The following is a 25,892-nucleotide window of genomic DNA, read 5'->3' on the forward strand; positions in this document are numbered from 1 at the left end:
GTCAGTTCTCCGTGGTGGTGGGTTGCGGGTCCCGGTCGGCGTCGGCGTCGGCGGGCGCGGGCAGCAGGCGCCGGCGGACGAAGAAGCCGAGCATCCGGGCGAAGTAGTCGGCGTCCAGGGGCGGGGCGGCGCAGGTGCGCGGGTCGGTGAGGGCCAGCGTGTTGGCGCTGTCCATGACCGGCATCGCCCGGTCGGGGGTCTCGCCGATCATCGCCATCAGCGGGGCGAGCGCGCTGTCCTCGCCGTCCCGGTCGACCTGGTCGATCAGCGCGTCGCGCCACTCGTGGAACGGGACGCTGCGGACCGGGAAGCCGAACTCCCGCATCCGGTCGAAGATCTCGTTCCACTCCAGGGTGTCGGGGCTGATGGTGTGGAAGGTGCGGCCCGGCGACTTGGGGTCGGCCAGCAGCTGGACGACCTGCCGGGCGGTGTGGTCGACGGTGCCGACCGCCAGCGGGTAGCGGCGCAGCGGGGCCAGGCCGAGCTGGACGCAGCCCTGGATCACCTTGGTGACGTAGTCCTCGCTGTTGGCGGCGCCGTTGCGGCTGTCGGGCAGCACCGCGCCGGCCCGGTGCACGGCGACCGGGACGCCGCGTTCGCGGGCCAGCGCGATCAGGCCCTCGGCGACCCACTTGCTCTGGCTGTACGCGGTGTCGTGGCCGACCGGCGGCGGCAGCGGGTCGTCCTCGCGGATCAGGGTGGCGCCGCCGACCACCGCGCCGGCCAGCACGGCGAGGGTGGAGACGTAGTGGACGGGCTTGAGCCGGGCGGTGGTGGCCAGCCGCAGCACCTCCTGGGTGCCGAGCACGTTGGACGCCTTCAGCGCCCGGTAGGGGCGGACGAAGTTGACCCAGGCGCCGCAGTGCAGGACGGTGTCGACCTGCTCGGCGAGGGCGGCGAAGCGCTCCGCGCCGAGGCCGAGCAGCGGCTGGGCGAGGTCGCCGGTGACCACCCGCAGCCGGCGGGCGGCGGGCTGCGGCAGGCCGTAGGAGTCCAGCACGGCGCGCAGCCGCTCCTCGCCCTCGGCCTCGGTGGCGGCCCGGACCAGGCAGAGCACGGTGGCGTCGGTGCTCGCCAGCAGTTCGGCGCAGAGGAACGCGCCGACGAAGCCGGTGGCGCCGGTGAGCAGCACGGTGCGCGGCGGGCCGTCCTGGAGCGGCGGCAGTCCCTCGGCGGTGATCGCCGGGTCGAGCCGCACCTCGTCCTCCAGCACCGGGCCGGCCGGCGGGGCCGCGGCGGCGCCGTCGGCGAGGCGGTCGACCAGGGCGGCGAGCGCGGCGACCGAGGAGGCCCGCAGCACGTCCCGGGCGGAGAGCGTGGAGATGCCGGAGCGGCGCAGCTGGCGGGTGGCCTGGGTGACCATCAGGGAGTGCGCGCCGAGGTCGAAGAAGTCCTCGTCGACGCCGATCCGTTCGAGGCCGAGCAGGTCGCACCAGATCCGGGCGACCTGGAGCTCGCGCGGGGTGCGGGGCGCGTCGTCGGGCTGCGCCGGGGCGGTGGCGGCGGTGTCCGGGTCGGTGTCCCGGGCGGCGGTGTCCGGTTCGGCGGCGGCGGGTTCGGCCAGGGCGCTGCGGCCGGGTTCGACCCAGTGCCGGGCGCGCTCGAACGGGTAGCCGGGCAGCGGGACGCGGCGCGGGTCGGCGGGGCCGTGGAAGGCGGGCCAGTCGACCTCGACGCCCTGCTGCCAGAGCCGGCCGACGGCGGTGACCAGGTGCGCCAGGTCGGGCACCGGGTCGCGCGGCAGGCCCATGGTGGGGATCGCCACCGGGGCGGGGGCCAGCCGCTGGGCGGCGGCGAGCGCGGTGAGCGCCCGGCCCGGGCCGACCTCCAGCAGGACCCGGCCGGGCCGGTCCAGGGCGGTGCGCAGGCCGTCGGCGTACCGGACGGGTTGGCGCAGGTGGCGGGCCCAGTAGCCGGGGTCGGTGGCCTCGGCGGCGGTCAGCGGGCGGCCGGTGACGCTGGAGACGACCGGCAGCCGCGGGGCGGACAGGGTCAGGGCGGAGACCCGGCGGGTGAACTCGGGCAGGTGCGGCTCGACCATCCAGGAGTGGCTGGCGACCGGGACGCTGACCTTGCGGCAGTCGACGCCCTCGGCGCGCAGTTCGGTGAGCAGCGCGGCGATGTCCGCGTCCGGCCCGGCGACCACGGTCAGGTCGGGGGCGTTGACGGCGGAGACCGAGATCCGCGCGCCGAGCCGGGGGGCGAGCAGCGCCTCGGGCTGCTGGACCACCAGCATCCGGCCGGGCTCCATGGCGGCGAACAGCTCGCCGCGGGCCAGCGTGATCTCCAGCGCGTCCTCCAGCGAGAACACCCCGGCCAGGCAGGCCGCGACGTACTCGCCGAGGCTGTGGCCGAGCAGGGCGGCGGGCCGCACGCCCCAGGCCGTCAGCTGCCGGGCCAGCGCGTACTCGACGGTGAACAGCGAGGAGATCACCCCGGCGCCCTGGTCGCGGCCCATGGTGGCGGCGCCGCCGCGCAGTTCGCGGCCCTCCAGCGGGGTGAAGGCGGACGGGAAGAGCAGCCGGCGCAGGTCGTAGCCGAGCCGGGGTTCGAGGAGCGCGGCGCAGCGGTCGACCTCCGCGCGGAACACCTCCTCGGAGCGGTAGACGTCCAGCCCCATGTCGGGGTGCTGCATGCCGCCGCCGGGGAAGGTGAACACCGCCTCCTGGCGGCCGCCGCGGACGGTGCGGGTGGTGAGCCGCTCGGGTTCGGCGCCGCGCAGCACGGCGACCGCGTCGGCGGGGTCGGTGCAGACCGCGAAGCGGCGCACCGGGAAGGCCCGGCGGCCGTCCTGGAGGGTGAAGGCGGTGTCGGCGAGCGGGGCGGCGGCGCCGGGGCCGGCCAGGTGGTCGGCGAGCCGTTCGGCGGCCCGGTCGGCGGCCTCCTTGGTGTGCGCGGACAGCGGCAGCAGCTGCCAGGCCCGGGCCCGCCCGGGGCGCTCGGCGGGGGCGGGGGCCTGTTCGACGACGACGTGGGCGTTGGTGCCGCCGACGCCGAAGGAGCTGACGCCGGCCCGGCGCGGGGTGCCGTCGGTGTGCCAGTCGGCGGCCTCGGCCGGGACGTGGAACGGGGTGCGCTCCAGGGCCAGGTCGGGGTTGGGGGTGGTGAAGTTGGCGGTCGGCGGGATCACCGCGTGGTGCACGGCCAGGGCGGCGCGCATCAGTCCGGCGACGCCGGCCGCGGCGTCCAGGTGGCCGATGTTGGCCTTGACCGAGCCGAGCGCGCACTGGCCGGGCCGGGTGCCGGGCGAGTCGAACGCCTGGGTGAGGGCGGTGACCTCGATCGGGTCGCCGACCCGGGTGGCGGTGCCGTGCGTCTCGACGTAGCCGACGGTGGCGGGGTCGACGCCGGCCACCGCGAGGGCGGCGGCGACCGCCCGGGACTGGCCGTCGACGCTGGGGGCCGCGTAACCGGCCTTCAGCGAGCCGTCGTTGTTGATCGCGGAGCCGCGGATCACCGCGTAGACGTGGTCGCGGTCGGCGAGCGCCTCGCTGAGCCGGCGCAGCACCAGCACCACGGCGCCGTTGCCGGGCACGGTGCCGCCGCTGTCGGCGTCGAACGGGCGGCAGTGGCCGTCGGCGCTGAACAGGCCGCTGTCGGCGGCGGGGTAGCCGCTCTTCAGCGGCAGGTTGATCGCCACGCCGCCGACCAGCGCGGTGTCGCACTCGTAGTTGAGCAGCGACTGGCAGGCCAGGTGGGTGGCGACCAGCGAGGTGGAGCAGGCGGTCTGCACGGTCAGCGCGGGCCCGGTGAGGTCCATGGTGTGGGCGACCCGGGTGGCCAGGAAGTCCTTGTCGTTGAACATCCGGGCGACGGGGGCCATCGGGGAGCGCTGGAAGCGGGCGTTGGTGGAGAGGTTGGCCATCAGGTACTTGTTCATGAAGGTGCCGGCGAACACGCCGACCTCCCCGGTGAACCGGGCCGGGTCGTGGCCGCTGTCCTCGACGGCCTGCCAGGCGGTCTCGCAGAACACCCGGTGCTGCGGGTCCATGGTCTCCGCCTCGCGGGCGTTGAACCCGAAGAAGGCGGCGTCGAAGGCGTCGGCCTCCGGGAGGTACCCGGCGGCGGGGACGTAGTCCGGGTCGTCGGCGGTGGCCGGGTCGACGCCGGCGGCGAGCAGTTCCTCCCGGGTGAAGCGGGTGATCGACTCGACGCCGTCGCGCATGTTGCGCCAGAACCCGTCGACGGTGTCGGCCCCGGGCACCCGGCAGGCCATGCCGACCACGGCGACCGGCTCGACCTCGTACTCCTCGGGGGCCTGCGGTTGCTGCGGACTGGTCATCGCGCGTCCTTCCGATCACGGCGCAGCCGGGCCTGGCGGGCGAGGGCGGCGGCGCGCCGGCCGGCCGCCTCGCGGACCTGCTCGATGTCCTGCTCCCGTTCGGCGCGCCGCCGGTCGGCGCCCTCGTGGGCGGCGACCAGGGTGCGGACGGTCGGGTAGCGGAACAGGTCGACCAGGGAGAGCGTGTCGCCGAGGACCGGCTGGAGCCGGCTCCTGGCCTGGACGGCGAGCAGCGAGTTGCCGCCGGACTCGAAGAAGTTGTCCTCGACGCCGATCCGTTCGGCGCGCAGGACGGCCGCGAACACCTCGGCGACCTGCCGCTCCAGGTCGCTGCCGGGGGCCTGGTAGGCGGTGGCGGGGCGGGCCTGCGGGTCGGGCAGCCGGTGGCGGTCCACCTTGCCGTTGGGGGTGCGGGGCAGGGCGTCGAGCAGCACCAGGTCGGCGGGGACCATGTAGTCGGGCAGGGTGAGCGCGGCGTGCGCCTTGAGCGCGGCGGCGGTCGGCGGTTCGGCGTCCTCGCCGCGGGCGGCGGGCACGCAGTAGGCGACCAGCCGGCCGTGGTCCCCGCTGCCGCGGACGGTGGCGACCGCCTCGGTGACCTCGGGGTGGGCGGCCAGCACGGCCTCGATCTCGCCGAGCTCGATCCGGTGGCCGAGCACCTTGACCTGGTGGTCGAGCCGGCCGAGGAACTCCAGTTCGCCGTCGGGGCGGCGGCGGACCAGGTCGCCGGTGCGGTAGAGCCGGGCGCCGGGCTCGCCGGAGAACGGGTCCGGGACGAAGCGCTCGGCGGTGAGCGCGGCCCGGCCGAGGTAGCCGCGGGCGATGCCGGGGCCGCCGAGCAGCAGTTCGCCGGGCACCCGGTCCGGGACCGGCCGCAGGTGCGGGTCCACCACGTAGGCGCGGACGTTGGCCAGCGGGCGGCCGATGGCGACCGGCCCGTCGGCGCCGACCCGCGCGGTGGTGGCCCAGACGGTGGCCTCGGTGGGCCCGTACATGTTGTGCACCCGGCCGGGCAGCAGGGCGGCGAGTTCGGCGGCCAGCGCGGGCGGCAGCGCCTCGCCGCCGACCAGCAGCCGGTCCAGGCCGGCCAGCGCGGCGCGGGAGTCCGGTTCGCGCTGGAGCACGCCGGCCACCGACGGGGTGCACTGGAGGGCGGCCACCCGGTGGCGGGTCAGCTGGGCGGCGATCGGCTCGTCGGCCAGGGCGGTGCGGCGGCGCTGCTCGCTGAGTTCGCGGGCCTCGGCGAGCAGCGGCAGCGAGTCGAGCACCTCGTGGTGCGGGACGCCGAAGTCGATCAGGCAGGCGACCTCGTCGACGCCGACGGCCTTCATCCGGTCGACCTGGTCGGCGCAGTCGGCGGGGGTGCCGAGCAGCGCGGAGGTCTCGAAGAACCGCTCGAAGGCGCGCTCGACCAGCTGGTCGAGTTCCGCCTCGGGCAGCGCGCGCAGGTCGAGGTCGCTGCCGAGCGCCTGGCTGAGGCCGGAGAGCAGGTCCAGCGAGGACTTGATGTACGCGCACAGCGGGGCCCGGACGGTCTCCCGGACGGCGTCCCGGTCGGTGCCGACGAAGGTGTGCAGCATCAGGGTGACGTGCCCGTCGCCGGGGTGGCCGGCGGCCCGCCAGGACTCCCGGTACAGCTCGATCTTGCGGGCGAGCTGTTCGGCGCTGTGGCCGAGCAGGTGGGTGAGCAGGCCCGCGCCGGCCTCGCCGGCCAGCTGGAAGGTCTCCGGGCTGCGGGCGCTGGTGACCCAGACCGGCAGTTCGGCCTGGACCGGGGAGGGGAAGATCCGCACCTCGGTCTCGGCACCGACGCCGTTGGTGCGGACGGTGCGCTCGCCGCGCCACAGCCGCCGCACCTCCTCCAGCGCGGTCATCATGACCTTCTTGCGGTCGGCGTACTTCTCCGGGGCGAGCACGAAGTCGTCGGGCTGCCAGCCGGAGGCGATGGACATCCCGACCCGGCCGCCGGAGAGGTTGTCCACCACGGACCACTCCTCGGCGACCCGCAGCGGGTCGTGCAGCGGCAGCACCACGCTGCCGGCCCGCACCGCGACGTTCTCGGTGATCGCGGCGACGGCGGCGGCGGTCACCGCCGGGTTGGGGTAGAGGCCGCCGAACTCGTGGAAGTGCCGCTCGGGCGTCCACACCGCGCTGAACCCGTTGCGGTCGGCGAACCGGGCGCCCTCGGTGAGCAGCCGGTAGGCGTCCTCCGGGTCGCCGCCCTGGTCGCCGCCGAAGTAGAACACGCTGAACTCGATCGGGCGGGTCTGCACCGCGGCGGTGACCGCGGCGCCGCCGCGGGCCTCGGCCGGGGTCGGCTCGTCGCCGCGGAGCACCACCCGGTAGCCGCGGGCCAGCGTCCAGAGCAGTTCGAGCACCGAGATGTCGAAGGAGACGCTGGTGACGGCCAGCCAGCCGGCCGGCGGGTCGCCGTCGAGCATCCGGTCGATGCCGCTGAAGAAGGTCCGCACGTTGCGGTGGGTGAGCATCACGCCCTTGGGGCGGCCGGTCGAGCCGGAGGTGTAGATGACGTAGGCGAGCTGGTCGGGGCTCTCCTCGGCCGGGGCCTCCAGGGGGCCGGAGCGGCCGGAGCGGCCCGGTCGTGCTGGTCGTGCTGGTCGTCCTGGTCGTCCTGGTCGATCCGCAGCAGTGCGGCGGGGCCGTCCGCGAGGCGGCGGGCGAGCGGGCCGCTGGTGACGATCACCGGGGTGCCGGAGTCCTCGACCATGAACGCCAGCCGGTCGGCCGGGTAGGCCGGGTCCAGCGGCAGGTAGGCGCCGCCGGCCTTGAGCACCGCGAGCAGCGCGACCACCAGCTCGGGCGAGCGCTCCAGGTGGATGCCGACCACCACGTCCCGGCCCACGCCGCGGGCCCGCAGCCGGGCCGCCAGGCGCTCGGCGCGCTCGTCCAACTCCCGGTAGCTGATGGCCTGTTCGGGGTCATCGGCGGCGGCGACCAGGGCGGGTGCGTCGGGGGTGCGGGCGGCCTGCTCGGCGATCAGCCGGTGGATCGGGGCCGTCGGGGCGGCGGACGGGGCCGGGTTCCACTCGTGCAGGATCCGGCGGGTCTCCTCGGCGGAGAGCACCGGCAGCCGGCCGATCGGCAGGTCCGGGTCGGCGGTGGCCGCGCCCAGCACGGTGCGGAACTGGGCGGTCAGGGCCTGCGCGGTCGCCTCGTCGAACAGGTCGGTGGCGTACTCCAGCCGTCCGGTGAGCCGCTCGCCGGAGCGGGTCAGGCTGAGCGTCAGGTCGAACTTGGCGCTCGCGGTGTCGCCGGGCACCATCCGGACCGTGCAGCCGGGCAGGTCGAGGCCGTCGGAGCCGCCCTCGTGGTAGCTGACCATCAGCTGGAACAGCGGGTTGTAGGCCGGGTCGCGGACCGGGTTGAGCTCCTCGATCAGCTTCTCGAACGGCAGGTCCTGGTGGGCCACCGCGGCCCGGCTCTCGTCCCGGGCGCGCAGCACCAGGTCGCGGAAGGCCGGGTTGCCGGAGACGTCGATCCGCTGGACCACGGTGTTGGCGAAGAAGCCGATCAGCGGGTGCAGTTCGGCCCGGGCGCGGCCGGCCACCGGCGAGCCGACGATCACCTCCTCGCCGCCGGTGTGGGCGTGCGCCAGGGCGGCGAACGCGGCCAGCAGCACGGCGAACGGGGTGGCGCCGCAGGCCCGGGCCAGCGCGTCCACCCGGTCGGCGGTGGCCGGGTCGACCGGGAAGTCGAGGTGCGCGCCGGCGTAGCTCTGCTGCGGCGGCCGGGGCCGGTCGGCGGGCAGGGTGGCCAGCGCGGGCGCGCCGTCCAGGCGGCGGCGCCAGTGGTCGAGCGCCTCGGCCAGCGGCTCGCCGCCGAGCCGGGCCAGCTGCTGCTCGGCGAAGGCCGCGTACTGGGTCTCCAGGGCGGGCAGCGCCGCCTCGGTTCCCTCGGTGAACTCCCGGTACAGCGCCGAGAGTTCACCGGAGAGCAGGCCCAGCGACCAGCCGTCGCAGGCGATGTGGTGCAGGCTCAGGCAGAACCAGTGCTCCTCGGCGTCCAGCCGCAGCAGCAGCGGGCGGACCATCAGGTCCTGCTCCAGGTCGAACGGGCGGCGGGCCTCCTCCTCGGCCAGCCGCTCGGCCTCGGCCAGCGGGTCGGGCAGACCGCGCAGGTCGACCAGCGGGACGGGCACCGGCTCGGCCGGGCGGACGAACTGGCGCGGGGCGCCGTCGACCGGGCGGAACACGGTGCGCAGCACCTGGTGGCGGCGGACCACGGCGGTCAGCGCGCGCTCCAGCGCCGCGGCGTCCAGCGGGCCGGTGATCCGGTGGACCATCGGCACCACGTACACCGGGTTGTCCGGGTCGAGCTGGTCGAGGAACCACAGGCGCTGCTGCGGGAAGGACAGCGGGTGGTGCTGTTCGGCGAGGCGCTGCCGGAGCCGTTCGGCGAGCAGCGCCCGGCGGGCGTCCGGGGAGTCGGGGGTGGTGGCCGTCATCGCTCTACCTCGTTCTCGGCCAGGTCGCGCAGCAGCGCCTCGACCTCGTCGTCGGACAGTTCGTGGAGCCGGTCGAGCAGGTCCTCGCCGTAGCCGGCGGCCGGGGCCTGCACGCCGTCGCCGTCGGTGTCGGCGGCCGGGGTGTCGGCGGCGGCCCGGGCGGCGTCCACCTCGGCGGCCAGCCGGGCGACCGTGGGCAGTTGCAGGAAGCGGCGCAGCGGGACCTCGGTGCGGTGCAGCTCGTTGACCCGGGCGACGGTGCGCATGGCGAGCAGCGAGTTGCCGCCGAGGGCGAAGAAGTCGTCGGTGGCGCCGATCGCGGCGACCCCGAGCAGTTCGGCGACCAGCCCGGCCAGTTCCCGCTCGGTGGCGGTGCGGGGCTCGACCCGGTCGTCCGCGGCGAGGTCCTGGTCGCCGACCGGCGGCAGCGCGGCGCGGTCGATCTTGCCGCTGGCGGTCAGCGGCATCGCGGGCAGCTGCACGTACGCGGCGGGCAGCAGGTAGGGCGGCAGCGCGGCGGCCAGGAAGTCGCGCAGCTCGGCGACCGGGAGCGGGGCGTCGGCCGGGACCAGGTAGGCGACCAGGCGGCGTCCGGAGGGGGCGTCGTCGACCAGGACGGCGGTCTGCCGGACGGCGGGGTGCGCGGCGAGGGCCGCCTCGACCTCGCCGGGTTCGATCCGGAAGCCGCGGATCTTGACCTGGTGGTCGGCCCGGCCGAGGAAGTCCAGGCTGCCGTCGGGGCGGGTGCGGACCATGTCGCCGGTGCGGTACATCCGGGAGCCGTCGGCGGCGAACGGGTCGGGCAGGAAGCGCTCGGCGGTGAGCCCGGGCCGGCCGGCGTAGCCGCGGGCGACGCCGGGGCCGCCGACGTACAGCTCGCCGGGGACGCCGGTCGGGACGGGGCGCAGGTGCCGGTCGAGCACGTAGCCGGTGGTGTTGGCGATCGGGCGGCCGATCGGCACCGAGGTGGCGTCGGCGGGCAGGTCGCGGATCGGGTGGCAGACCGCGAAGGTGGTGGTCTCGGTCGGCCCGTAGCCGTTCAGCAGGTGCGCGGGGCGGCCGTCGGCCGGGCGCTCCAGCAGCTGGCGGATTCGGGCGAGGTTGAGCACGTCGCCGCCGACCAGCAGGTGGCGCAGGCCCGCGAAGGTGTCGGGGTGGGTGCCCATCACCTCGGTGAACAGCGCGGAGGTGATGAACATGCTGGTCGCGCCGTGCCGGCGCAGGGCCCGGCCCAGCCCGCCGGGGGTGAGCACCTCCTCGGTGTCGATCACCGCGAGGGTGCCGCCGTGCAGCAGCGCGCCCCACACCTCGAAGGTCAGCGCGTCGAAGGAGGCGTCGGCGATCTGCGGGAAGCACTCGTCCGGCCCGAACGCCACGTAGTCCGTCGCGCTGACCAGCCGCAGCACCGAGCGGTGCTCGACCATCACGCCCTTGGGGCGGCCGGTGGAGCCGGAGGTGAACAGGATGTAGGCGAGGCCGTCGGGGGTGGCGTCCGTCTCGGGGGCGGTGGCGGGGGCGGCGGCCAGTTCCTCGGCCAGGGCGTCCAGGGCGAGCGGCTCGGCGGTGCCCGCCGGGACCAGGCCGGTCAGGTCGGCGCGGGTGAGCACCACGGGGGCCTCGGTGTCGGCGAGCATCGCGGCGATCCGCTCGCGCGGGTAGCCGGGGTCGAGCGGCACGTAGCCGCCGCCGGCCTTGAGGACGGCGAGCAGGGCGGTGACCATCCGGTCGCCGCGCTCCAGCAGGACGCCCACCGGGGTGTCCCGGCCGACGCCGCGCCGGCGCAGCAGGTGGGCGATCCGGTTGGACTCCTCGTCCAGCTCCCGGTAGGTGGCGGAGCGCTCGCCGTACACCAGCGCGACCTTGTCCGGGTGGCGGGCGGCCTGTTCGGCGAACAGGCCGCCGATGGTGCGGTCGGCGCCGTAGGCGGTGGCGGGCCCGGCGGCGGCGTCGAGCACCCGGCGGCGCTCGGCCTCCGGGAGCAGGTCGAGCCGGTCGTAGGGCAGTTCGGGGTCGTCGAGGGCGGCGGCCAGCAGGGTGAAGTAGTGGCCGACCATCCGGCGGACGGTCTCCGGCTCGAACAGGTCGGTGGCGTACTCCCAGATCAGGGTGATCGGGGCGTCGTCGTCGGCCACGCCGTGGCCGGCCCGCTGCTCGGCGCGGGGCAGCACGACCACGTTCAGGTCGGTCTTGGCGGAGCCGTTGTGCCGCTCCAGGACGCTGCCGCTCAGGCCGGCGAACTCCAGGTCGGGCAGCTGCGAGTCGTGGAAGCTGAACATGACCTGGAACAGCGGGTTGCGGGACGGGTCGCGGGGCAGGTCGAGCGCCTCGACCAGCCGGTCCAGCGGGGTGTCCTGCCACTGGTGGGCGCGGCCGGCGGTGGCGTGCACCCGCTGGGCGAGCAGGTCGAAGCCGGGGGCGCCGGAGAGGTCGACGCGCAGCGGCACGGTGTTCACGACCATGCCCATCATCTGCTCGATCTCGGCGAGCCGGCGGTTGGCCATGCCGGTGCCGACCACCAGGTCGTGCTGGCCGCTGTAGCGGGACATCAGGGCGGCGAAGCCGGTGAGCATCGCGGTGTACAGGGTGACGCCGCGGGAGCGGGCGTGGCTGCGCAGCGCGCGGGCCAGGCCGGACGGCAGGTCGATCCGGACGGCGGCCCCGGCGAAGGACTGGTCGGCGGGCCGCGGGTGGTCGGTGGCGAGCTCCAACGCGGCCGGGACGCCCGCGAGTTCGCGGGTCCAGTGGTCGAGGTAGCCGTCCAGCACCGCGCCCTGCAGCCACGCGCGCTGCCAGCGGGAGAAGTCGGTGTAGCCGATCGGCGGCTCGGGCAGCGGGGAGGGGCGGCCCGCGGCGAGCGCCGGGTAGATGTCCTGGAGCTCGTGCAGGAACAGCGCGTACGACCAGCCGTCGTGCACCAGGTGGTGCTCGACGTGCACCAGGGTGTGGTCCTCGGCGGTGTGCCGGATCAGCACCCAGCGGGCCAGCGGCGGCGCGGCCAGGTCGAAGGGGGCGTCGACGGTGCGCCGGACGATCTCCTCGGCGCGCTTCTCGCGGGCGGCCTCGTCGGGCTCGTCGCTGAGGTCGTGCAGCGGCAGGTCGACGTCCATCGGGGCGAGCGGGATCTGCCGGGGCTGTCCGTCGACGGCGCGGAAGGCGGTGCGGAACACGTCGTGCCGGCGGACGATCTCGGTGAGTGTGGCGTTCAGCGCGGCGGGGTCGAGCGGGCCGCGCAGCCGGATGGTGGCCTGGGCGTTGTAGGCGAGGTTGCCGGGGGCCAGCTCCTCCAGGTACCAGATCCGCTCCTGCGGGAAGGAGAGCGGCACCGGCACGCCCAGCGCCCGGTCGGCGGCGGCGGTGATCCGCGGGACGGCGGGCGCGGCGTCCGGGGAGTCGAGGTGGGCGGCCATCGCGGCGACGGTGCGGGCCTCGTGGATCTGCCGCAGCGGCAGTTCGCGGTGCAGTTCGGAGCGGACGCGGGAGGCCAGCCGGCCGGCCAGCAGGGAGTGGCCGCCGAGCGCGAAGAAGTCGTCGTCGCGGGCGACCCGGTCGACCGCCAGCAGGTCGGCGAGGATCGCGGCCAGCGCCCGTTCGGTGGGCGTGGCGGGCTCCTGCCCGGCGTCGAGGGGCTCGGCGCGCCCCGGCAGCGGCAGCGCCTCGCGGTCGATCTTGCCGCTGGGGGTGAGCGGCATCCGCTCCAGCACCAGCACGGTGTCGGGCACCATGTGCGCGGGCAGCAGCGCGGCGAGGTGGGCGCGCAGCCGCGCGGGGTCGAGGACGGCGCCCGGGGCCGGGGCGGCGTAGCCGACCAGCCGGGGTCCGGCGCCCAGGTCGGGGGCGGTGACCACGCTGTCGGCGACGTCGGGGTGCTCGGCGAGCCGGCGGGCGATCTCGTCGGGTTCGATCCGGAAGCCGCGGATCTTCACCTGGTGGTCGATCCGGCCGAGGAACTCCAGGTCGCCGTCCGGGCGGCGGACCACCAGGTCGCCGGTGCGGTAGCGCAGCGCGTCGGGCCGCCCGCCGTCCGGGTCGGGGACGAAGCGCTCGGCGGTCAGGTCGGGGCGGTGCAGGTAGCCGCGGGCGACGCCGAGGCCGCCGACCAGCAGTTCGCCGGGGGTGCCGTCGGGCACCGGGCGCAGCTCCGCGTCGACGACGGCGGTGTGCGCGCCGGCGATGGCGCGGCCGATCGACGGCTTGCCGCCGCCGGGGGCGAGTTCGGCGACGGTGGCCCAGACGGTGGTCTCGGTGGGGCCGTAGGCGTTGAACATCCGGCGGCCGGGCAGCCAGCGTTCGGCGAGCGGCTCGGGGAGCGCCTCGCCGGCGCAGACCAGCACCTCCAGGTCGGGCAGGTCGGTGTCGGGCAGGGTGGCGAGCACGGACGGCGGCACGGTGAGGTGGCTGATCCGCCGCTCGCGCAGGAAGTCGCCGAGCCCGGGGCCGGGGGCGATGTCCTCGCGCGGGGCGAGCACCAGGGTGGCGCCGGTGGCCAGCGCCATCACCGTCTCGAACACCGAGGCGTCGAAGCTGGTGGGGGCGAACTGCAGGACGCGGTGGCCGGGGCCGGCGCCGAACGCCTCGGCCTGGGCGGCGATCAGGTTGGCCAGGCCGCGCTGGAGCAGGGCCACGCCCTTGGGGCGGCCGGTGGAGCCGGAGGTGTAGATGACGTACGCCAGTTGCCCGTCCTCGACGGCCGCCCGGGGGCCGGCCGGGTCGGAGCCCTGCGCCGGGTCGATCGTCCGGACGTCCGGGACGGGCGCCGGGCCGGGCAGCCCGGCGTCGCCGACGACCAGCTCCAGGCGGGCGTCGGCGGCCATGTGGGCGAGCCGGTCGGCCGGGTAGGCGGGGTCGAGCGGCAGCCAGGCGGCGCCGGTGCGCAGCACGGCGAGGACGGCCACCGGGAGGTCGAGCGAGGGCCTGGTGGCGATGCCGACCACGGCGCCCCGCTCCACCCCCTGCCGGGCCAGTTCGGCGGCCAGCGCCCCGGCCCGGTCGGCCAGTTCGCGGTAGGTCAGCCGGGTGCCGCGGAACTCGACCGCCACGGCGTCGGGCATTCTCGCGGCCAGGCCGTCGAAGACGTCGAGGAAAAACGGATTCCGTGCTTCCATCTGTGCGCGTTCCCCCTGGTGTCGGGACTTCACCGCAGCGCGGCGAAGGGAAGGCGGAGCATCGTTTGCCGGGCCGCCGCCGGGATATTCAGGACGCCGGGTCGAAAATCCACCGGGCGGTGCCCCCCGGTTCGAACAGGATTCGGGACGTGCCGTCGAAGTCGACGGATTCCGGGAGTTCGCCGGGGGCGGTTTCGGCCACGGACAACCGGATTTCCGCAATCCGGTCGGTGGTGCCCTCGCCGGCATTCAGGACCAGCTCGAAGTCCTCGCCGGAGAGCCGGATCGCGCCGTCCGCGGCGGCGGTCCGTTCGAAGCCCAGCGCGCCCAGCACCGCGGCCAGCCGCTCGGCCCGCTCGGGGCCGGTCTCCAGGGTCACGCCGGTCAGGTCGCGCAGCAGCCGGCCGTCCTCGGCGGTGCCGAGCGAGGCGTCCAGGTAGTCGGCGCGGCGCATGGCGCCGTCGGGCCGGGGCACCGCCCCGAGGCTCTCGAAGTACTCGGGGTGACCTCGTTGAGGAACAGCAGAATCCGGCTGCCCTCGCCCAGGTCGGCGTTGATCAGGTGGTACCAGGGCTGCTGCTCGCCGCTGCCGGGGTCGGCCCGGGTGACCAGTTGGTGCTGGTGGCGCAGGCCGGCCTCGTCCAGCAGCCGGTGCGCGACCGGCGAGGAGCCGGGCTCCTCGAAGGAGAAGACCAGACCGCCGGTGAGCGGCGAGGCGCTGGGCATCGGGCTGCCGAAGAGCTCGACCAGGGTGGCGCGGCCGGCCACGCCGAGGGTGGAGTAGGAGCCGGCGACCGAGCTGTCGGCCACCTTGCGCTTGACCCGGCCGAACCGGCCCTCGACGAAGCTGTTCGAATCGACGGCCGTCAGCACGTCCTCGCCGACCAGGACCATCACGTGGTCGATGCGCGGCACCGGGCGCTCGGCGCCGGAGGCGAATCCGCCTGTCATCGGTCTCCCCGATCTCGTTCCCGCCCTCGGCTTCCGTGTCCGGTCACCCACGGGCGGACCAGGCCATCTGGCCGCTCGAGTCTTGCATCGGGCTCCGTTCGAACACACCGGGGGAAAACCCTGGGGACCCCTGGGCCGACCCTGGGTTCCACCCTGCCTCGGGAGGAACGGGCTTGACACCGCGTCGAATCCCGGGCGAGCATCCTTCCGGTCCGTTCGATTTGCGATTCGGGGGAACCGTGCAGATCAATCTCCTCGGTGCCGTGTCCGTCACCACCGGCGGCATTGACCGAACAATTCCCGCGAACCGGGTCCGCACACTCCTGGCCGTCCTGGCCCTGAATATCGGCCGGGTGGTCCCGCAGCAGGAACTGGCCGAGGAACTCTGGTCCGGCCGGCCCCCGGCCGGTGTCCCGAACGCGCTCCAGGCCGCCGCCACCCGGCTGCGCCGGGTGCTGGAGGGCCCGGCCCGCGAGCGCACCGGCGGGACGGCGCTGCGCTCCGTCCCGCACGGCTACCTGCTCGACCTGGACCGCGACTGCGTGGACGCCAACCGCTTCCTCGCGCTCACCGCGCAGGGCTCGGCGGCGCTCGCCGCGGAGCCCGGCCGGGCCCTCGGGCTGCTCCGCTCCGGCCTCCAACTGTGGCGCGGCCCAGCCCTGGTGGACGCCGGCGACGGGCTGGGCTGCCGCTCGGCCGCGACGCTCTTCGACGAGCGGCGGCTGGCCGCCCAGGAGGACCTGGCCGAGGCGCTGCTCGCGGTCGGCGACGTCCGGCAGGCGGTCGCCGAACTGCGCCGGCTGACCGCGGCCCGGCCCGCCCACGAGCGGTTCTGCGAACTGCTGATGGTGGCGCTGTACCGCTCCGGCCGGCAGAGCGAGGCACTGACCGCCTACCACCGCACCCGGCTGCGGCTGGACGAGGACTTCGGCCTGCGGCCGGGCGACGCCATGCAGCGCCGCTACGCCGAGATCCTCTCCCAGGACCCGGCGCTGCTCGGCCCGGCCGGCTTCCGCGTCCCGGTGGCCGCGGCGGGCTGACCGGCCGCCGGCGCGGGCTCCCGGACGGGCTCCACCGGCCCGACCGGCCGCACCGGCGCGATCCGCACCACCGACCCGGCCTGCTCCCCCGATCCGACCGGCCGCACCGACCCGACCTGCTCCACCGGCCACCGATGCCCGCCGGCGCCCCCGCGGCGCCCCGAACCGCCCGGTGCCGCCGCGACTTCCGCGACTTCCGCCAAAGGAGCGTACTGCCATGACCTCGAACCGTCCCCGCCCGCCCGGCGGCCCCCGGTGACCCCGGTGACCCCGGCGGCCGTGCTCTGCGGGATCGGCAGCTGCCTGCCCGCGCGCCGGGTCGGCAACGACGAGCTCGCCGGGGTGCTGGACACCTCCGACGAGTGGATCCGCTCGCGCACCGGCATCGGCGGCCGCCACTGGGCCGACCCGGACACCGCGACCTCCGACCTGGCGGTCGGCGCGGGCCGGCGGGCGCTGGCCAGCTGCGCCCCCGAGGACCGGCCGGGGGTGGACGCGGTGGTGGTCGCCACCACCACCCCGGACCGCAGCTGCCCGGCCACCGCCCCGCTGGTCGCGGCCCGGCTGGGCCTGGGCCCGGTCGCCGCGTACGACGTGGCAGCGGTCTGCACCGGCTTCGTGTACGCGCTGGCCTCGGCGAGCGGCCTGATCGCGGCGGGCATCGCCGAGCGGGTCCTGGTGATCGGCGCGGACACCTTCTCCAGCATCCTCGACCCGGCCGACCGGACCACCTCGGTGATCTTCGGCGACGGCGCGGGCGCGGTGGTGCTGCGGGCCGGCCACCCGGACGAGCCGGGTGCGCTGGGCGCGTTCGACCTGGGCAGCGACGGGGACGGGTACGACCTGATCACCGTCCGCGGCGGGGGCTCCGAGCAGCACCTGTCGGCGGCCGCCCCGGAGCCGGGGCGGGCGTACTTCACGATGGACGGCAAGGCGGTCTTCCGGCACGCGGTGGAGCGGATGTCGCGCTCCTCGCGCACCGTGCTGGACCGGGCCGGCTGGGAGCTGTCCGGCCTGGACTGGATGGTCGGCCACCAGGCCAACCGGCGCATCCTGGACCGACTCGCCGACGACCTCGGGGTGCCGCGCGAGCGCTCGGTCGGCAACATCGCCGAGGTCGGCAACACCTCGGCGGCCTCGATCCCGCTCGCCCTGGACGACGCCCGCGGCGCCGGCCTGCTCAAGCCCGGCGACCGCGTCCTGCTCACCGCCTTCGGCGGCGGCCTCACCTGGGGCTCCGCCACCCTCACCTGGCCCGGACCGGACCGCTTCGTGTCCTGACGTCCGATCAGTTCCCTTTTCCCACCCGCACGTTCCGCATCCCGCGACGACGAAGGAGCCACCATGGCCACGATGTACGACACCCTCGCCGACCTGATGGTCGACCAGTTCCAGGTGGAGCGCTCGGAGATCCGGCCCGACGTCACCTTCGAGGACCTGGAGATGGACTCGCTGTTCCTGGTCGAGCTGCTGCTGGTGGTGCAGAAGGAGGTCGGCGTGCAGATCTCCGACGACGTCGCCACCCCCCGGGACACCATCGGCCGGGCCGCCGAGGCGATCGAGGAGCAGGTCGCCGCCGCGAAGGCGTCATGACCGGCACCCCGGTCGCGGTCACCGGTCTCGGCCTGGTCACTCCGGCCGGGATCGGTGCCGCGGCGAGCTGGCAGGGCGTGCTGGCGGGGGTCTCCGCCGCCCGGCGCGACCCCGCACTGGCCGGGCTGCCCGTGGACATCTCGTGCGCTGTGCCGGGCTTCGAACCGGCCAAGCACGTGGGGCGGCGCAGCTCGCTGATGCACGACCGGTTCACCCAGCTCGCCGTCACGGCCGCCCGCGAGGCGGTCCTGGACAGCGGGCTGGACACCGGGAGCTGGGACGCCGCCCGGGTCGGCGTGGTGATCGGCTGCGGGCTCGGCGGCGTCTCCACCTGGGAGAAGCAGCACCGCCGGATGCTCGACGACGGGCCGACCACGGTCTCCGCGCTGCTGATCCCGATGCTGGTGCCGAACATGGTGGCCGGCCACCTGGCGATGGAGTTCGGCGCGACCGGCCCCAACCTGGTGACCGCGACCGCCTGCGCCTCCGGCTCGACCGCCATCGGCATCGCCATGGGCCTGCTGCGCGACGGCAGTTGCGACGTGGTGATCGCCGGCGGCAGCGAGGCCGGGATCTCCCCGCTGATCGTCACCGGCTTCGCCCAGATGGGCGCGCTGTCCCGCCGCACCGACGACCCGGCGGCCGCCTCGCGGCCGTTCAGCCAGGACCGGGACGGCTTCGTGATCGGCGAGGGCAGCGGCGTCCTGGTGCTGGAGCGGGAGGCGGACGCCCGCGCCCGCGGCGCCCGGGTCCGGGCCCGGCTGCTGGGCTTCGGCGGCTCGGCGGACGCCCACCACATGACCGCCCCCGACCCGGAGGGCGTCGGCCAGGGCCGGGCGCTGACCTCGGCGCTCGCCGACGCGGGCGCCGCGCCGGACGAGGTCGACCACGTCAACGCGCACGGCACCTCGACGCCGCTGAACGACGTCGCCGAGGCCCGGCTGCTGGAGCGGGTGATCGGCACCGGCGCGTCCGTCACCTCGGTCAAGGGCGTGCTGGGCCACTCGCTGGGCGCGGCCGGCGCGGTGGAGGCCGCGCTGACGGTGCTCACCGTGGAGCACGCGACGGTGCCGCCGACGGCGAACCTGGAGCAGCCCGACCCGGAGATCAAGCTGGACCTGGTGGCCGGGGCGCCGCGTCCGCAGCAGGTCGGCCTGGCGGTGAGCAACTCCTTCGGGTTCGGCGGCCAGAACGCGGTCCTGGTGGTCGGCCGGGCCTGACCGCCCTGCCGACCGGGCCCGACCGACCGCCCTGCCGACCGGGCCCGACCGCCCCTCACACACAACGGAAATGGGACCGTGAGCGAGACCTTGGTCAACGACAGGACCGACAACAGGTACGACGTCATCGTGGTCGGCGCCGGCTCGGCCGGCTGCGCGGCCGCCGCCCGCTGCGCCGAGGCGGGCGCGCGGGTCCTGCTGCTGGAGGCGGGCGGCACCGACACCAACCCGGCGATCCACGACCCGCGGCGCTTCGGCGAGTTGTGGTTCGGCCCGGAGGACTGGGCGTACCGCACCGCCGCCCAGCCGGGGGCGGCCGACCGGCAGCTGCACTGGCCGCGCGGCCGGGTGCTGGGCGGGTCGAGCTCGCTCAACGCCATGATCTGGGCCCGCGGCGCGGCGCTCGACTACGACCACTGGGCGTACCTCGGCAACGCCGGCTGGTCCTGGGCGGACGTGCTGCCGGTGTTCCGCCGGATCGAGGACTACGACACCGGCGGGGACGGGCTGCGCGGCGCGGGCGGCCCGGTGCCGGTGCTCACCGACTACCGGCCCGACCCGGTGCACCTGGCCTTCCTGGAGGCCGCCGGGAGCATCGGCGTCGAGCGGCAGGAGAACTACAACGACGGCCGCCCGCACGGCATTTCGCAGATCCAGTTCACCATCGCGCAGGGCCGCCGGTTCAGCGCCGCCGCCGCGTACCTGCGCCGCCCGGGGGTGCCCGGGCCCGAGGTGCTGACGGGGGCGCGGGCCCGGCGGCTGCTGCTCCGGGACGGGCGCTGCACCGGCGTGGAGTGGGTGCGCGAGGGCCGGCTGGAGTCGGCCACCGCGGACGCCGAGGTGGTGGTCAGCGCGGGCGCGATCGAGTCGCCCCGGCTGCTGATGCTCTCCGGCATCGGCGATCCGGCCGAGCTGAAGGCGGTCGGGGTGGAGGTGGCGGCGGCCCTGCCCGGGGTCGGCCGGAACCTGCACGACCACCTGCTGGTGCCGGTGCTGTTCTCCACCGAGCGCGACCCGGGCCGTCCCTCCGAGGGGCTGGGCCCGGCCCAGACGCACCTGTTCTGGCACAGCGGCCCGGGCCTGCCCGGCCCCGACCTCCAGCCGCTGCACTTCCCCGTGCCGATGTACCTGCCCGGCATGTCCGGCCCGCCGACCGGCTTCACCCTCCAGGCGGGCCTGGTCCGGCCGGCCGGGCGCGGCTCGATCCGGCTGACCGGTGCCGAGCCGGAGGACGAACTGCTCATCGACCCGGGCGTGTTGAGCACCGCAGCGGACGTGGACCGGCTGGTCGCCGCGGTCGAGCTCTGCCGCGAGCTGGGCAACGCGGAGCCGCTGCGCACCGAGTGGGGGGCGCGCGAGCTGTACCCCGGCCCGGCGGGCTCCGGCGCGGAGCTGCGCGAGCACGTCCGGCGCACCGTCGGCACCTACCACCACCAGGTCGGCACCTGCCGGATGGGCGTGGACGCGGACGCGGTGGTCGACCCGCGGCTGCGGGTGCACGGGGTGGCGGGCCTGCGGGTCGCCGACGCCTCGGTCTTCCCGACGGTGACCACCGGCAACACGCACGCCCCGGCGCTGCTGGTGGGCGAGCGGGCGGCCGAGTTCATCGCGGCCGAGCACGGCGCCGGGTGGGTGGGCGCGGCGAACTGACGAGACGTCAGGAAAGTGGGGGCGGACCGGCGGCTGCCGGTCCGCCCCCGTCGTCGGTGGCGGGTCAGTGCGGGCGGGCGCCGATCAGCTCCGGGGCGTTGCGCTCGACCAGCTCCTCCAGCAGCGCGGTCTCCGGGTTGTACGGGGTGATCACCACCAGCCGGTGCACGCCGAGTTCGGCGTAGGCGCGGACGGTGTCCGGGTCGAGCGGCCGGGAGGGGGCGACGGTGATCCGCAGCGGTGGGCCCTGGCGGCCGACCTCGGCGGCGGCCTCGGCCAGCGAGCGCAGCTGCTCGGCGGTGGCGGCCGGGCTCAGCCGGAAGCCGAACCACTCGTCGCCGTACCGGGCGGCCCGGCGGTGCGCGGCCCGGCTGTGGCCGCCGACCAGCAGCGGCACCGGGCGCTGCCGGGGCGGGGGTGCGCGTCGACGCCCGCGAAGTCGACGAACTTGCCGTGCTGGGAGGGGTGTTCGTCCTCCCAGAGCGAGCGGACGGCCCGCAGGTACTCGTCCATCTGGGCGCCGCGTTCGCGCACCGGGACGCCGAGGGCGCGCAGTTCGGGCTCCAGGTAGCCGACGGCGGTGCCGAACAGCAGGCGGCCGTCGCTGACCACGTCGAGCGAGGCGAGCTGCTTGGCCAGCACCAGCGGGTTGCGCTGCGGCAGCACGATGCAGCCGGTGCCGAGCCGGATCCGCTCGGTGCGGGCGGCGAGGTGGGTGAGCGCCACCAGGGGTTCGAGCAGCGGCTGGTCGGGCTCCAGCGGCGATTCGGGGGTGCGCGGGGCCGGCAGCACGACGTGGTCGGCGGCCCACAGCGACTCGTAGCCGAGCCGCTCGGCGCGGCGGGCGAGGCGGGTGGCCGTGGCCGGGTCGGCGAACGGGCCCAGGTTGGCGCCGAACAGCCCGACGACGGGCAGGGCGGGTGCGGAGTCGATCACGGGGTGGGTGTTCCCTCGACCTGCGCCAGGAACACCTCCACCGCGGCCCGGAAAGCGGCCGGCTCCTCCAGGTGCGGCAGGTGGCCGGAGGCGCCGAACTCCAGCCGCCAGGCGCGCGGCAGGCCCCGGTAGAGCGCGTCGACGGCCTCCGGGACGACCTGGTCGTGCCGGCCGGAGACCACCAGCGCGGGGAGGCCGACGGCGGCCAGCCGGTCGGTGACGTCCCAGTCCCGCAGGCTGCCGGTCATGCTGAACTCGCTCTCCCCCATCATCGTCCGGTACACCGTGGGGTCCTCGGCCATCGCGGCCATGGTGCGGCGCAGCGCCTCGGGCGCGGGCCCGGCCCGGTAGACGTGCCGCCGGTAGAACGCGGTCATCGCCTCCCCGTACGCGGCCGGGTCGACCGGCTCGCCCGCCTCGTGCCGCGCCAGCACCTCGCGCTGCTCGGCGGGCAGCCGGGCCAGCAGCCCGGCGACGCCGCGGACGTAGGCGGGCGAGGAGGCGAAGGTGTCGGCCAGGACCAGCGCGCGCAGGCCGGCGGGCCGGGTCAGCGCGGTCTCCAGGGCGAGCATGCCGCCCCAGGAGTGGCCGAGCAGGTGGAAGCCGCCGGACAGGCCCAACGCGTCGGCCAGGGCGTGCAGTTCCTCGACGAACAGCTCGGGGGTCCAGAACCCGGCGGGCGCCTCGGGGCGGTGCCCGGAGCGGCCGACGCCGTACTGGTCGTAGAGCACGCAGGGCCGGCCGGCGGCGGCGAGCGCCTCGGCGAGCGGCACCAGGTAGTCGTGGGTCATGCCGGGGCCGCCGTGGCAGAGCACCAGCGGCGCCCGGCCGCCGTCGCCCCCGCCGTCGCCGTCGCCGTCGCCGGGGAGGTCGCCGGGGTGGCTCCCGACCACCCGGTACCAGGTGCGGCCCCGGCGCCACTCCAGCAGGCTCCCGTCCTCGTCCCGCCGCGTCGACTCCGCCATGTCGGACCCCCGTTCGATGGTCCGGACATCATCGCGACCGACCCTGACCGGAGGCTGACCGTGTCCTGACCACCGGGGTGGCGGGGGGTGCGGTCAGCCTGCGGTCAGCCTCCGGTCAGACGCTGCTGGCACGATGTCGGCCGGCCGTCTGACGTGCGGCGGCCGGCTGTCCGCCGCCCGTGCGAGCCGTCCCGGAGGAGCCCGTGAACGAGGTCCGTCCCCCCCAGCCCGAGGAGATCGGTGCCGCGGTCCGCCAGGTGCTCGGCGACTCGCTCGGCTACCTGTACCCGGCCGCGCTGCGGGTCGCGGTCCGGCTGGGCCTGCCCGACCTGCTGCTGTCCGGCCCGCAGAGCGCCGAGCAGCTGGCCAAGACGGTCGGCGCGGACGCCCCGTCGCTGTACCGGGTGCTGCGCTTCCTGGCCACCCGCGGCCTGTTCCGCGAGGACGGGGCGGGCGCCTTCCACCTGACCCCGGCCGCGCACGTGCTGCGCTCCGACGTCCCGTACTCGGTGCGCAGCACCGCGCTGCTGCTGACCGACCGGATGTACTGGGAGTCCACCGGCCGCTTGGAGCAGACCGTCCGGGACGGCCGCACCGCCTTCGACGGGATCTTCGGCGCCCCGCTCTTCGACCACCTGGCCGCCGTCCCCGAGGACGCCGAGACCTTCAACCGGGGCATCGCCGACCTGTCGGTGATCGAGCAGGGCGGCATCGCCGACAGCTACGCGTTCCCGGCCGAGGGCACCGTGGTGGACGTCGGCGGCGGTCCCGGCGGCTTCCTGCGCACCGTGCTGAGCCGCAATCCGGGCCTGCGCGGCGTGCTGTACGAGCAGGCGTCGGTGCTGGCCGGGCACGAGCTGGACGACCCGGCGATCGCGGGCCGCTGGGAGACCGCCGAGGGCGACTTCTTCAGCACCGCCCCGGGCGGCGGCGACCTGTACGTGCTCAAGCGGGTGCTGCACGACTGGGACGACGAGCACTGCCTGCGCATCCTGCGCGCGGTGCGCGACGCGATGCCGGAGCACGCCCGGCTGCTGATCGTCGACGCGGTGGTCCCGGCCGGCAACGACCCGCACCCCGGCAAGCTCTACGACATCGCCATGATGACCATCTTCGACGGCAAGGAGCGCACCGAGCCGGAGTTCGACGCCCTGCTGGCGGCCACCGGCCTGCGCCGGACCCGGACCGTCCCGACGCCGGGCACGGTGTCGATCGTCGAGGCCGTCCGGGCCTGACCCGGGCCCCTTCCCCGGCGCCGTTCCGCCACCGTCGTTCCGCCGCCGTTCCGCCGCCGCCACCGTTCCGCCGCCGCCGTTCCGCCGCCGTCCAGGGAGACGCGATGCCCACTCAGCAGGACCCGGGGACCCCGGAGAGCGCCGGTCCGCCGCGCGGCCGGACCGAACCGGTCTTCGTGCACTTCGACGACCTCGACGCGATGGGGTTCGTCCACAACTCCCGCTACCCGGTGCTGCTGGAGCACGCGCTGACGGTGTTCTGGGCCCGCGAGGGCTTCACCTTCACCGACGGCCGCTACAGCCGGCCGGACGTGTTCCTCGCGGTCGCCGAGTTCGCGATCTCCTACCGCAGCCCGATCCGCGGCATCGGCGAGGTCGGCGTGCACTTCTGGATCTCCCGGCTCACCGACAGCACCGCCGAGTACGGCTTCCGGGTGCTGTCCGCCGACGGCGGCACGGTGCACGCCGAGGGCCGCCGGGTGCACGTGCGGATCGACCGCGAGACCTTCCGACCGACCTCCTGGACACCGGAGTTCCACACCGTGGCGAAGACACTGCTGTGACCGGACACCGTACCGACGTCCCCGCCGACGTCACCCCCGTTGCCGATGTCGCCCCCGCCGCCGCCGCTCCCGCCGCCGACGCCGGGTCCGCCGCGGCGGGCTCCGCGCCGTCGCCGGAGCGGGTGGGCCGCGGCTTCGTCGCGGGCATCGCGCTCGCCTCGCTGGGCCTGTGGGCCGCCCTGTACACGCCCGTCCAGGTGCTGCTGGCCCGGCAGCTGGAGGTGGTCTCCCCCGGCCACAAGGAAGCCTCGCTGGCCCTGGTGACCGGGGTCGGCGCCCTGGTCGCCCTGGTCGCCAACCCGCTGGTGGGCGCGCTGTCCGACCGGACCACCTCGCGGTTCGGTCGGCGCGGGCCGTGGCTGGCGGGCGGCAGCCTGCTGGGCGCGGCGGGCCTCGGGCTGCTCGCCGGGCAGCACACGGTGGCCGGGCTGACGGCGGGCTGGGTGATGGTCCAGCTGGGCCTGAGCGCGGCGCAGGCCGCGCTGGTCGCGGTGGTGCCGGCCCGGGTGCCGGTCTCCCAGCGGGCCGTGGTGAGCGCCTGGGTGGGGGCGACCCAGCCGCTGGCGGTGCTGGTCGGCACCGCCGCGGTGACCGGCCTGGCGGACGACGCGGCCGGCTACCTGGTGCTGCTCGTCCTGCTGCTGGCGGCCCAGCTGCCCTTCCTGCGCTCCCTGCGCGAGGCCCCGGCGAAGGCCGCGGCACCAGCGGCGGGCGGCCGGATCGGGCCGCGCGCCCTGCTGCGCTCCTTCCTGATCAGCCCGCGCCGCCACCCGGACTTCGCGCTGGCCTGGCTGACCCGGCTGCTGATCCAACTCGGCAACGCCACCGGCACCCTCTACCTGCTGTACTTCCTGCGCGACCGGATCCACTACGAGACGCTCTTCCCGGGCCGCAGGGCCGAGCAGGGCCTGCTGGTGCTGGTCGGCCTGTACTCGGTGGGCATCGTGCTGGCGGCCTTCGCGGGCGGCGTGGTCTCGGACCGGATCGGCCGCCGCAAGGCCCCGGTGACGGCGGCCGGCCTGGTCATCGCGGTGGGCGCCGGACTGCTGGCGGCGGTGCCGACCTGGCCGGTGGCGATCGTCGCGGCGGCGCTGTTCGGGCTCGGCTACGGCGTGTACGTCTCGGTCGACCAGGCGCTGATCACCGAGGTCCTGCCGGACCCGGAGACCTACGGCAAGGACCTGGGCGTGATCAACGTGGCGGCGGCGCTCCCCCACGTGCTCGGCCCGGCGATCGCCGCCCTGCTGGTCACCCACCTGGGCGGCTACCCGGCCCTGTTCGGCACCACGGCGGTGCTCAGCGCCCTCGGCGCGGTCCTGGTCCAGCGCATCCGCGGCGTCCGCTGAGCCGGCGCCCGCCGGGAGGGCACCCGCCGGGCGGGGGCACGTGGAGAGGGCGCCCGCCGGGAGGGCGCACGTGGAGAGGGCGCCCGCCGAACCGCGGACGGGCGGGCGCGGCGGGCGCCCGGGGGCGGGGTCAGGCGCAGTCGGGGCAGAGGCCGCGGTAGGTGACCTCGGCGGTGGCGATGGTGAAGCCGAAGCGTTCGGCGGCGGGGAGGGCGGCGAGCGGGTCGCCGGTGGGGTGGACGTCGCGGACGGTGCCGCAGCCGGAGCAGACCAGGTGCTGGTGGGGCTGGTGGGCGTTGGGGTCGTAGCGCTTGGCACGGCCGTCGGTGGCGACCTCGAGGACCTCACCGAGAGTGACCAGTTCGCCGAGCGTGTTGTAGACGGTGGCGCGGGAGATCTCGGGGAGGCGGTCGGCGGCGCGGGCGTGCACCTCGTCCGCGGTGAGGTGGACGTGGTCGCCGTCGAGCACCTCGGCGACCACCCGGCGCTGGGAGGTCAGCCGCCAGCCGCGGGCCCGCAGTCGTTCCAGCAGGTCACTCATCTC

The 25,892-nt window shown here is 75.9% G+C and carries 16 protein-coding genes and 1 pseudogene; 8 read left to right on the plus strand and 9 right to left on the minus strand.

What is annotated here, in order from left to right; genetic code table 11:
* Position 1: 1 nt before the first annotated feature.
* From QMQ26_RS08355 to QMQ26_RS08380, 6 genes are all read right to left on the minus strand, one after another.
* Positions 2 to 4,282 (minus strand): type I polyketide synthase, encoded by a 4,281-nt coding sequence (locus QMQ26_RS08355; protein WP_282205265.1) that lies wholly within the window; start codon positions 4,280 to 4,282, stop codon positions 2 to 4.
* The gene (locus QMQ26_RS08360; RefSeq protein WP_318552268.1) at positions 4,279 to 6,855 is read right to left on the minus strand and encodes a MupA/Atu3671 family FMN-dependent luciferase-like monooxygenase; all 2,577 of its coding nucleotides are present in this window, start codon (positions 6,853 to 6,855) and stop codon (positions 4,279 to 4,281) included. The genes QMQ26_RS08355 and QMQ26_RS08360 overlap by 4 nt, the downstream gene beginning before the upstream one ends.
* Complete coding sequence (locus tag QMQ26_RS08365; RefSeq protein WP_282205266.1) at positions 6,771 to 8,747, minus strand: condensation domain-containing protein; 1,977 nt, start codon at positions 8,745 to 8,747, stop codon at positions 6,771 to 6,773. The genes QMQ26_RS08360 and QMQ26_RS08365 overlap by 85 nt, the downstream gene beginning before the upstream one ends.
* Complete coding sequence (locus tag QMQ26_RS08370; protein WP_282205267.1) at positions 8,744 to 13,849, minus strand: non-ribosomal peptide synthetase; 5,106 nt, start codon at positions 13,847 to 13,849, stop codon at positions 8,744 to 8,746. Before QMQ26_RS08370 ends, QMQ26_RS08365 begins: the two co-directional genes overlap by 4 nt.
* Positions 13,850 to 13,937: 88 nt before the next feature.
* The gene (locus QMQ26_RS08375; protein ID WP_282205268.1) at positions 13,938 to 14,303 is read right to left on the minus strand and encodes a hypothetical protein; all 366 of its coding nucleotides are present in this window, start codon (positions 14,301 to 14,303) and stop codon (positions 13,938 to 13,940) included.
* Positions 14,234 to 14,800, minus strand: coding sequence for a hypothetical protein (locus tag QMQ26_RS08380; protein WP_282205269.1), 567 nt, complete (start codon positions 14,798 to 14,800; stop codon positions 14,234 to 14,236). Before QMQ26_RS08380 ends, QMQ26_RS08375 begins: the two co-directional genes overlap by 70 nt.
* Positions 14,801 to 15,063: 263 nt before the next feature.
* On the opposite strand from QMQ26_RS08380, the gene QMQ26_RS08385 reads away from it, so the two are divergent.
* From QMQ26_RS08385 to QMQ26_RS08405, 5 genes are all read left to right on the plus strand, one after another.
* Positions 15,064 to 15,840 (plus strand): AfsR/SARP family transcriptional regulator, encoded by a 777-nt coding sequence (locus tag QMQ26_RS08385; RefSeq protein WP_282205270.1) that lies wholly within the window; start codon positions 15,064 to 15,066, stop codon positions 15,838 to 15,840.
* A 264-nt stretch (positions 15,841 to 16,104) separates the two neighbouring features.
* Positions 16,105 to 17,121 carry a beta-ketoacyl-ACP synthase III gene (locus tag QMQ26_RS08390; protein ID WP_282205271.1) on the plus strand — a complete coding sequence of 339 codons (1,017 nt, stop codon included), beginning with the start codon at positions 16,105 to 16,107 and terminating at the stop codon, positions 17,119 to 17,121.
* Between the two features lie 63 nt (positions 17,122 to 17,184).
* Positions 17,185 to 17,433: an acyl carrier protein gene (locus QMQ26_RS08395; protein WP_100835545.1), complete on the plus strand. Its 249-nt coding sequence runs from the start codon at positions 17,185 to 17,187 to the stop codon at positions 17,431 to 17,433.
* Positions 17,430 to 18,653 carry a beta-ketoacyl-[acyl-carrier-protein] synthase family protein gene (locus QMQ26_RS08400; protein WP_100835546.1) on the plus strand — a complete coding sequence of 408 codons (1,224 nt, stop codon included), beginning with the start codon at positions 17,430 to 17,432 and terminating at the stop codon, positions 18,651 to 18,653. The genes QMQ26_RS08395 and QMQ26_RS08400 overlap by 4 nt, the downstream gene beginning before the upstream one ends.
* 78 nt (positions 18,654 to 18,731) lie before the next feature.
* A complete protein-coding gene (locus QMQ26_RS08405) occupies positions 18,732 to 20,303 on the plus strand; it encodes a GMC family oxidoreductase (RefSeq protein WP_282205272.1) in 1,572 nt (523 codons plus the stop codon).
* 64 nt (positions 20,304 to 20,367) lie between these two features.
* Here QMQ26_RS08405 and QMQ26_RS08415 read toward each other — a convergent pair.
* Together QMQ26_RS08415 and QMQ26_RS08420 are read right to left on the minus strand one after the other, a co-directional pair.
* Positions 20,368 to 21,239, minus strand: a pseudogene (locus QMQ26_RS08415) (TIGR03619 family F420-dependent LLM class oxidoreductase).
* Entirely contained in the window at positions 21,236 to 22,204 is a 969-nt protein-coding gene (locus tag QMQ26_RS08420) for a proline iminopeptidase-family hydrolase (RefSeq protein ID WP_282205275.1), read from the minus strand. Before QMQ26_RS08420 ends, QMQ26_RS08415 begins: the two are co-directional and overlap by 4 nt.
* 203 nt (positions 22,205 to 22,407) lie before the next feature.
* On the opposite strand from QMQ26_RS08420, the gene QMQ26_RS08425 reads away from it, so the two are divergent.
* The 3 genes from QMQ26_RS08425 to QMQ26_RS08435 all read left to right on the plus strand — a co-directional run bounded on the left by QMQ26_RS08425 (position 22,408) and on the right by QMQ26_RS08435 (position 25,348).
* Complete coding sequence (locus QMQ26_RS08425; RefSeq protein ID WP_100835548.1) at positions 22,408 to 23,439, plus strand: methyltransferase; 1,032 nt, start codon at positions 22,408 to 22,410, stop codon at positions 23,437 to 23,439.
* Positions 23,440 to 23,543: 104 nt separating this feature from the next.
* A complete protein-coding gene (locus QMQ26_RS08430) occupies positions 23,544 to 24,002 on the plus strand; it encodes an acyl-CoA thioesterase (RefSeq protein WP_100835549.1) in 459 nt (152 codons plus the stop codon).
* Positions 23,999 to 25,348: an MFS transporter gene (locus tag QMQ26_RS08435; protein ID WP_282205276.1), complete on the plus strand. Its 1,350-nt coding sequence runs from the start codon at positions 23,999 to 24,001 to the stop codon at positions 25,346 to 25,348. The genes QMQ26_RS08430 and QMQ26_RS08435 overlap by 4 nt, the downstream gene beginning before the upstream one ends.
* 130 nt (positions 25,349 to 25,478) lie before the next feature.
* Here the strand turns inward: QMQ26_RS08435 and QMQ26_RS08440 are convergent, their stop codons facing one another.
* Positions 25,479 to 25,889 (minus strand): Fur family transcriptional regulator, encoded by a 411-nt coding sequence (locus QMQ26_RS08440; RefSeq protein WP_100838388.1) that lies wholly within the window; start codon positions 25,887 to 25,889, stop codon positions 25,479 to 25,481.
* Positions 25,890 to 25,892 lie beyond the last annotated feature (3 nt).

Source organism: Kitasatospora fiedleri (assembly GCF_948472415.1).
Classification (GTDB): domain Bacteria; phylum Actinomycetota; class Actinomycetes; order Streptomycetales; family Streptomycetaceae; genus Kitasatospora; species Kitasatospora fiedleri.